The organism is Mycolicibacter longobardus, from assembly GCF_002102265.1.
Taxonomy (GTDB): domain Bacteria; phylum Actinomycetota; class Actinomycetes; order Mycobacteriales; family Mycobacteriaceae; genus Mycobacterium; species Mycobacterium longobardum.
Map to the genome: position 1 here is coordinate 1 of NZ_LQPG01000012.1, position 7434 is coordinate 7434.

The following is a 7434-nucleotide window of genomic DNA, read 5'->3' on the forward strand; positions in this document are numbered from 1 at the left end:
GGCCCGTGGCCGGGTGGGCAGGATGTTCTCGATCAGGTTGGGGCGGTTGATCGAGCGCCAGATATCGCGCGCGGCGGCCACCGCCTGCTGGTCGTTGAGTGCCGCGTAGTGATGGAAGTGCGACTCGGGATTGGCGAACGAGGTGGAGCGCATCGCCAGGAACCGCGAGACGTACCAGTGCTCGATGTCTTCCACCCGCGCGTCGACGTACAGCGAGAAGTCGAACAGGTCCGAGATCATCAGCGTCGGCCCGGTCTGCAATACGTTGAGGCCTTCGAGTATCAAGATGTCGGGGTGGCGGACCACCTGCTTGGCGCTCGCGACGATGTCATAGCTCAGGTGTGAGTACACCGGCGCGCACACGTAGTCCGCACCGGACTTCACCGAGGTGACGAAGCGCATCAGCGCGCGCCGGTTGTAGCTCTCCGGAAACCCTTTGCGGTGCATCAGGTTGCGGCGCTCCAACTCGTGATTGGGGTACAGGAACCCGTCGGTGGTGACCAGGTCCACCCGCGGGTGGTGGTCCCAGCGCGCCAGCAGCGCCTGCAGCACACGGGCCGTCGTCGACTTGCCGACCGCCACGCTGCCGGCCACGCCGATGATGAACGGCACCGGCCGGTCCGGGCTCTGATCGTTCTCGCCGAGGAACTCCGCGGTGGCGGCGAAGAGCTGCTGGCGAGCGGCGACCTGCAGGTGCAGGAGTCGCGCCAGCGGCAGATAGACCTCTTCGACCTCCAGCAGGTCGACCTGCTCGCCGAGGCCGCGCAATGCCACGACTTCTTCTTCGGTGAGCGGCATCGGCGTCGACATGCGCAGTGTTCGCCATTGACGTCGGTCGAACTCCACGTATGGACTCGGCTCGCTAAGCCGCCGCATGACCATACAGTCTTGCAGCAACCGCGAAGGTTAGCCTGATCGGGTATGGAGCCCGCCGAATTGATCCGTGAATACCTGCTGCTCGGTCTGCGCTTCGACCGGATCGAGCAGGGCTATGTGGACGCCTTCACCGGCGATCCAGCGCTGCAGCGACTCGTTCAGAGCGAGCCGATGCCGGACCCGGCCGCCCTTGCCCGCCAGGCGGATCGGCTGGTTGCGGCGCTGCCGGGCGGACTCGACGCGCAGCGCGCCGAGTACCTGCGGGTGCACCTGCGGGCGCTGGCGTGCGCGGGTCGCAAGTTTGCCGGGGAGCAGGTCGGTTTCGTCGAGGAGGTGCGCGACTACTTCGACGTCGATATCGCCAAGGGCGACACCGACCGCTATCGGCAGGCCCATGCCCGGCTCGACGAAGCACTGGGCGGGGCCGGGCCGCTGGCCGAGCGGATGGCCGCGCACCGCCGGGCCGAGGAGATTCCACCGGAGCGCCTCGAAGCCGCCATCCACGCGTTCTCCTCGGCGCTGCGCGACCGGGTGCGCGTACATTTCCCCCTGCCGGAGACCGAGACCATCACCTACGAGGTCGTCACCGACAAGCCGTGGTCGGGGTTCAACTACTACCGCGGCGACTACCGCTCCACGGTGGCGGTCAACGCCGACCTCAAACAGCTGATGTCGAACCTGCCGCGGCTGGTGGCCCACGAGTCCTACCCGGGCCATCACACCGAGCACTGCCGCAAGGAGGCGGGGCTGGTCGCGGCACTGGGCCAGGCCGAGCAGACCATCTTTCTGGTCAACACCCCGCAGTGCCTGATGGCCGAGGGTCTGGCCGACCTGGCGCTCTACGCCGCGGTCGGGCCCGGCTGGGGCGGCTGGGCCGCCGAGATCTACGCAGATCTGGGGCTGCGGTTCGACGGCGAACGGGCCGAAGCGGTGTCCGAGGCCGCCGCGGCGCTGGCCGACGTGCGCCAGGACGCGGCGTTGATGCTGCACGACGAGCACCGCGACGCCGACGAGGTGGTCGAATACCTGCGCCGCTGGCTGCTGGTCACCGAGGACCGGGCCCGCCAGAGCCTACGGTTCCTGTCCTCGCCGCTGTGGCGGGCCTATACGTCGACCTACGTGGAGGGCTACCGGCTGCTGCGCGGCTGGTTGGACGCCGCCCCATCCGGGGTGGGTCTCACCGAGCGGTTCGGCCGACTGCTCGACGAACCGCTGACCCCGTCGAGCCTGCGTGCCGAGCTGGCCGGATAGCGCGTCCGGCGGTGGCGGCCCCGCTCGATAGACTTGCGCCCGTGACCGCCGCACCGCATACCCGCCCCGCATCAACGATGTCGACGCCGCTGGCCGAAGTCGACCCCGACATCGCCGAGCTGCTCGGCAAGGAACTGGGGCGCCAGCGCGACACCCTGGAGATGATCGCCTCGGAGAACTTCGTGCCGCGGGCGGTGCTGCAGGCGCACGGCAGCGTGCTGACCAACAAGTACGCCGAAGGTCTGCCGGGCCGGCGCTACTACGGCGGCTGCGAGCACGTCGACGTGGTGGAGAACATCGCCCGCGACCGCGCCAAGGAGCTGTTCGGCGCCGAGTTCGCCAACGTCCAGCCGCACTCGGGTGCGCAGGCCAACGCCGCGGTGCTGCAGGCGCTGATGGAACCCGGTGACCGGCTGCTGGGCCTGGACCTGGCCAACGGCGGACACCTGACCCACGGGATGCGACTGAACTTCTCCGGCAAGCTCTACGAGAACGCCTTCTACGGGGTGGATCCGGTCAGCCACCGGATCGACATGGACGTGGTCCGGGCGCAGGCTCTCGAGTTCAAGCCGAAGGTGATCATCGCCGGCTGGTCGGCTTACCCGCGCATCCTTGACTTTGCAGCCTTCGCCTCGATCGCCGACGAGGTCGGCGCGACGCTGTGGGTGGACATGGCTCACTTCGCCGGGCTGGTGGCCGCGGGCCTGCACCCGTCACCGGTGCCGCACGCCCAGGTGGTGTCGACCACCGTGCACAAGACCCTCGGCGGCCCGCGTTCCGGGCTGATCGTCGGCAAGAAGGAGTACGCCAAGCAGATCAACTCGGCGGTGTTCCCCGGCCAGCAGGGCGGCCCGCTGATGCACGTGATCGCCGCCAAGGCCGTCGCGCTGAAGATCGCCGGCACGGCTGAGTTCGCCGAGCGCCAGCAGCGGGTGCTTTCCGGCGCGAAGATCCTCGCGGAGCGGTTGTTGGCCGCCGACGTGGCCAAGGCCGGTGTGTCGGTGGTCAGCGGCGGCACCGACGTGCACCTGGTGCTCGTCGACCTGCGGGACTCGCCGCTGGACGGCCAGATGGCCGAGGATCTGCTGCATGAGGTCGGCATCACCGTCAACCGCAATGCCGTCCCCAACGACCCGCGCCCACCGATGGTCACCTCCGGGCTCCGGGTGGGCACTCCGGCGCTGGCCGCCCGCGGCTTCGGCGACGCCGAGTTTACCGAGGTGGCCGATGTCATCGCCACCGCGCTGGCGGCCGGCTCGGCGGCTGACGTCGCAGCGCTGCGGACCCGGGTCACCAAGCTCGCGCAGGACTTCCCGCTCTATGACGGCCTGGAGGACTGGAAGCTGGCCTGACACGCCGCCCCCGAGTTGACAAGATAGTGTAAACTCGGGTTACAGTTACTTTCATGGCTGAACGTCCCGTTGCTAATGCACTGATCCAAGAGCTGGAACCGGTTGTGGCTGCGAACTTGGACCGGCACATCGACACGGTGGACCCGTGGTACGCGCACGACTTCGTGCCGTTCGAGCAGGGTCAGAACTTCGCCTTCCTCGGCGGCAAGGACTGGGAGCCGTCGCAGGTCTCGCTGCCCAAGGTGATCACCGACGCCTGCGAGATCCTGCTCGTCGAGAAGGACAGTCTGGCCGGCTACCACCGCGAGCTGGTCGAGCACTTCATCCTCGAGGACAAATGGGGACGCTGGATCGGCCGGTGGACCGCCGAAGAGCACCTGCACGCCATCGCCCTGCGTGAGTACCTGATCGTCACCCGCGAGATCGACCCGGACGCCAACGAGAGCGTCCGCATGGAGCACGTGCAGAAGGGCTACCGCGCCGACCGCTACAGCCAGGTTGAGACGCTGGTGTTCATGGCCTTCTACGAGCGGGCGTGCGCCGAGTTCTGCCGCAACCTGGCCGACCGGACCGACGAGCCGGTGCTCAAGGGACTGATCAACCGGATCGCCGGCGACGAGGAACGCCACGAGGAGTTCTTCGCGAACCTGGTCACGCACTGCCTGGACTATGTGCACGACGAGACGGTGGCCGCCATCGCCGCGCGGGCCGCCGAGCTGAAGATCGTCGGCGCCGACATCGACGCCTACGCCGACCGGCAGGCCGGAATCGCCGAAGCCGGCATCTTCGGACCCGAGCAGTTGCGCCGGGTGATCTCCGACCGGATCAGCGCCTGGGGCTTGGCCGCCCACCCCGATCTGAAGCCGTTCGTCATCGGCTGACGAGCTCCGGCGCGCCTGCCCGGCGCGCACGCGCCGACGGGGGTACCGTCGCAATCGATGGCTAGCCACACGCTCTGCTGTCCAGTGGGCACCACCGGTCGTGATCACGACAGGACCGGCCCCGGTTCTGTGCCGAACCCCCCGTCGAATTGCTCGCGCGGGGTCGCGCGTGCCCTTACCGCTGGAGCGCTTAGTGCCTGATATCCGGACGTACGTGCTCGACACCTCCGTGCTGCTGTCGGACCCCTGGGCCTGCACCCGGTTCGCCGAACACGAGGTGGTCGTTCCACTGGTGGTGATCAGTGAGTTGGAGGCCAAACGCCACCATCACGAGCTCGGCTGGTTCGCCCGCCAGGCGCTGCGGCTCTTCGACGACATGCGGCTGGAGCATGGACGGCTGGACCAACCCATTCCCGTTGGGACACAGGGCGGTACGTTGCACGTCGAGCTCAATCACAGCGACCCAGCGGTGTTGCCGACCGGGTTTCGCACGGACAGCAACGACTCCCGGATCCTGACCTGCGCGGCCAACCTGGCCGCCGAGGGCCGGCAAGTCACGTTGGTGAGCAAGGACATTCCGCTGCGAGTCAAGGCCGCTGCGCTCGGCCTGGCCGCCGACGAATACCACGCCCAGGACGTCATCGTCTCCGGCTGGACCGGGATGGACGAGGTCGAGGCGTCAGTCGACGACATCGACACGCTGTTCGACGAGGGCGAGATCGACCTGGCTGCGGCCCGGGATCTGCCGTGCCACACCGGAATCCGGCTGCTCGGTGGCAGCTCGCATGCGCTGGGCCGAGTCAACGCCGCCAAGCGGGTGCAGTTGGTTCGCGGCGACCGGGAGGCATTCGGCCTGCGCGGGCGCTCCGCCGAGCAGCGAGTGGCGCTGGACCTGCTGCTCGACGAATCGGTGGGCATTGTGTCGCTGGGCGGCAAGGCCGGCACCGGCAAGTCGGCGCTGGCGCTGTGCGCCGGTCTGGAAGCCGTCCTGGAGCGGCGAACCCAGCGCAAGGTGGTGGTGTTCCGCCCGCTGTATGCCGTCGGCGGCCAGGAACTCGGCTATCTGCCGGGCAGCGAGAACGAGAAGATGGGCCCCTGGGCCCAGGCGGTGTTCGACACCCTCGAGGGTTTGGCCAGCCCGGCGGTGCTCGAGGAGGTGCTGTCGCGCGGCATGCTCGAGGTGCTGCCGCTGACCCACATCCGGGGCCGCTCGCTGCACGACTCATTTGTGATCGTCGACGAGGCGCAGTCGCTGGAGCGCAACGTGCTGCTGACGGTGCTGTCTCGGCTGGGCACCGGGTCGCGGGTGGTGCTCACCCACGATGTCGCCCAGCGCGACAACCTGCGGGTCGGTCGCCACGACGGCATCGCCGCGGTGATAGAGAAGCTGAAGGGCCACCCGCTTTTCGCGCACATCACCTTGCTGCGCAGCGAACGCTCGCCGATCGCCGCGCTGGTCACCGAGATGCTCGAGGAGATCAACCCCACCGCGCTGCCGTAAGCCCCCGGTTCATTCTGCGTCCACGGCGGGCTCCACTCGCACTTTCGCGCCGTCAGAGCAGAGTCAACGGTCGGTAGGCTGCCGGGGTGACAAAAACCTGGCGGGCCGGTGTCGTGGCGGTCGCCGTTGCGGTGCTCGGCGCCTGCACCAGCCACGTGCACGAGGCCACGGCCAACCCGGTGGACTGCGCTGTGGTCAAGTGTGTGGCGCTGACCTTCGACGACGGCCCCTCGCCGTACACCGACCGGTTGCTGCAGATCTTGAACGACGCGGATGCGAGCTCCACGTTCTTCCTGATCGGCAACAAGGTGGCGGCCAACCCGGCGGGCGCCAGGCGGATCGCCGAGGCCGGGATGGAGATCGGCAGTCATACCTGGGAACACCCGAACATGACCACGATCCCGGCCGCGGATGTGCCCGCGCAGTTCTCGAAGGCCACCGAGGCGATCCGCTCCGCGACCGGGGGGACGCCGACGCTGTGGCGCCCACCCGGCGGGCTCACCGATGCGGCGGTGAACGCCCGGGCCGCCGAGGCCGGGCTGGCCGGGATCCTGTGGGACGTCATTCCGTTCGACTGGATCAACGACGCCGACACCGCGGCCACCCGCTACATGTTGATGACCCAGATCAAGCCCGGCTCGGTGGTGCTGTTCCACGACACCTATTCGTCCACGGTGGATCTGGTCTACCAGTTCATTCCGGTGCTCAAAGCCAATGGCTACCACCTGGTCACGGTCAGCCAGCTGCTCGGCCCACGCGCGCCGGGCAGCGTGTACGGCAGTCGCGAGAACGGCCCGCCGGTCAACGACCTGCACGACATTCCGCCAGCGGACATCCCGAGGCTGCCGGCGACGCCGTCGCCGCCGCCGATGCCGAATCTTCCGATCACCGACATTCCCGGTGCGAATTCGGGGGGACCGAACAACGGCGCGTGAACCGATGCGGCCGGCCCGGTGGCCGCATCGGACACCATGGTCGGCGGCGATGCGGGCCGACTCTGGTACTACTGCGAACTCGGACAGCTCGCCGTAATGCATGGCAGGTCACCGAGGATGCACGGCGCCCTCGGTCATTCAACGCGGCGAGATGCGCCCATGCGAAATTCGCGAGCGATCAGAAAAAGCGGAAAGGCGACGCTTATTCCGAGGAAGAAGCCTCCAACAAGGTACGCCCAGATGAAACGCACGTTGTGTTTCCGCGCCTCGATCACCATCAGAATCGTGGCCGAAAGGCCGACTAACAGGGCGTCGGCGGTGATGTATTGGGAGGCTGAGTTGACCTGGGTATCGCGCCAGAACGTGACAAAGAGACCGGTGGGTGAGTGCAGGTATGGGCCCGCCATTGTCCAAGTCGCGATGAGCGCAGCGACGGCGATAGCGCCGTAGACGACACAGAGGACTTTGCGGGACGTAGGGATCGATGATGCCCGGTCGGCCGTTGTCATAACCGGCACTCTAAAGCGAGCTTCGCAACGGCACCGCGAGTCAGTGGAAGCTTGTCTTGAGTCAAGAAGTTGGCAGGTTTGTTTGGGTGATCGGGTTCAGGTAGGCCTGCTGCGGGGTGCGGTCTTGGA

7 protein-coding genes are annotated in these 7434 nt (G+C 67.7%); 5 read left to right on the plus strand and 2 right to left on the minus strand.

What is annotated here, in order from left to right:
* The coding region (coaA, locus tag AWC16_RS07500) for a type I pantothenate kinase (RefSeq protein ID WP_085264139.1) at window positions 1–876 on the minus strand (876 nt) is incomplete at its 3' end.
* Window positions 877–921: 45 nt separating this feature from the next.
* Here coaA and AWC16_RS07505 point away from each other — a divergent pair.
* From AWC16_RS07505 to AWC16_RS07525, 5 genes are all read left to right on the plus strand, one after another.
* A complete protein-coding gene (locus AWC16_RS07505; protein ID WP_085264134.1) occupies window positions 922–2127 on the plus strand; it encodes a DUF885 domain-containing protein in 1206 nt (401 codons plus the stop codon).
* A gap of 77 nt (window positions 2128–2204) precedes the next feature.
* Complete coding sequence (glyA, locus tag AWC16_RS07510; RefSeq protein ID WP_085264135.1) at window positions 2205–3479, plus strand: serine hydroxymethyltransferase; 1275 nt, start codon at window positions 2205–2207, stop codon at window positions 3477–3479.
* Between the two features lie 53 nt (window positions 3480–3532).
* Window positions 3533–4360: an acyl-ACP desaturase gene (locus AWC16_RS07515; protein ID WP_085264136.1), complete on the plus strand. Its 828-nt coding sequence runs from the start codon at window positions 3533–3535 to the stop codon at window positions 4358–4360.
* Between the two features lie 193 nt (window positions 4361–4553).
* Window positions 4554–5861 carry a PhoH family protein gene (locus AWC16_RS07520; RefSeq protein ID WP_085264137.1) on the plus strand — a complete coding sequence of 436 codons (1308 nt, stop codon included), beginning with the start codon at window positions 4554–4556 and terminating at the stop codon, window positions 5859–5861.
* Window positions 5862–5947: 86 nt separating this feature from the next.
* Window positions 5948–6796, plus strand: coding sequence for a polysaccharide deacetylase family protein (locus AWC16_RS07525; protein WP_085264138.1), 849 nt, complete (start codon window positions 5948–5950; stop codon window positions 6794–6796).
* Window positions 6797–6930: 134 nt separating this feature from the next.
* Here the strand turns inward: AWC16_RS07525 and AWC16_RS07530 are convergent, their stop codons facing one another.
* On the minus strand, window positions 6931–7305 hold the full coding sequence (locus AWC16_RS07530) for a DUF2834 domain-containing protein (RefSeq protein ID WP_085264140.1): 375 nt from the start codon (window positions 7303–7305) through the stop codon (window positions 6931–6933).
* Between the last annotated feature and the right edge of the window lie 129 nt (window positions 7306–7434).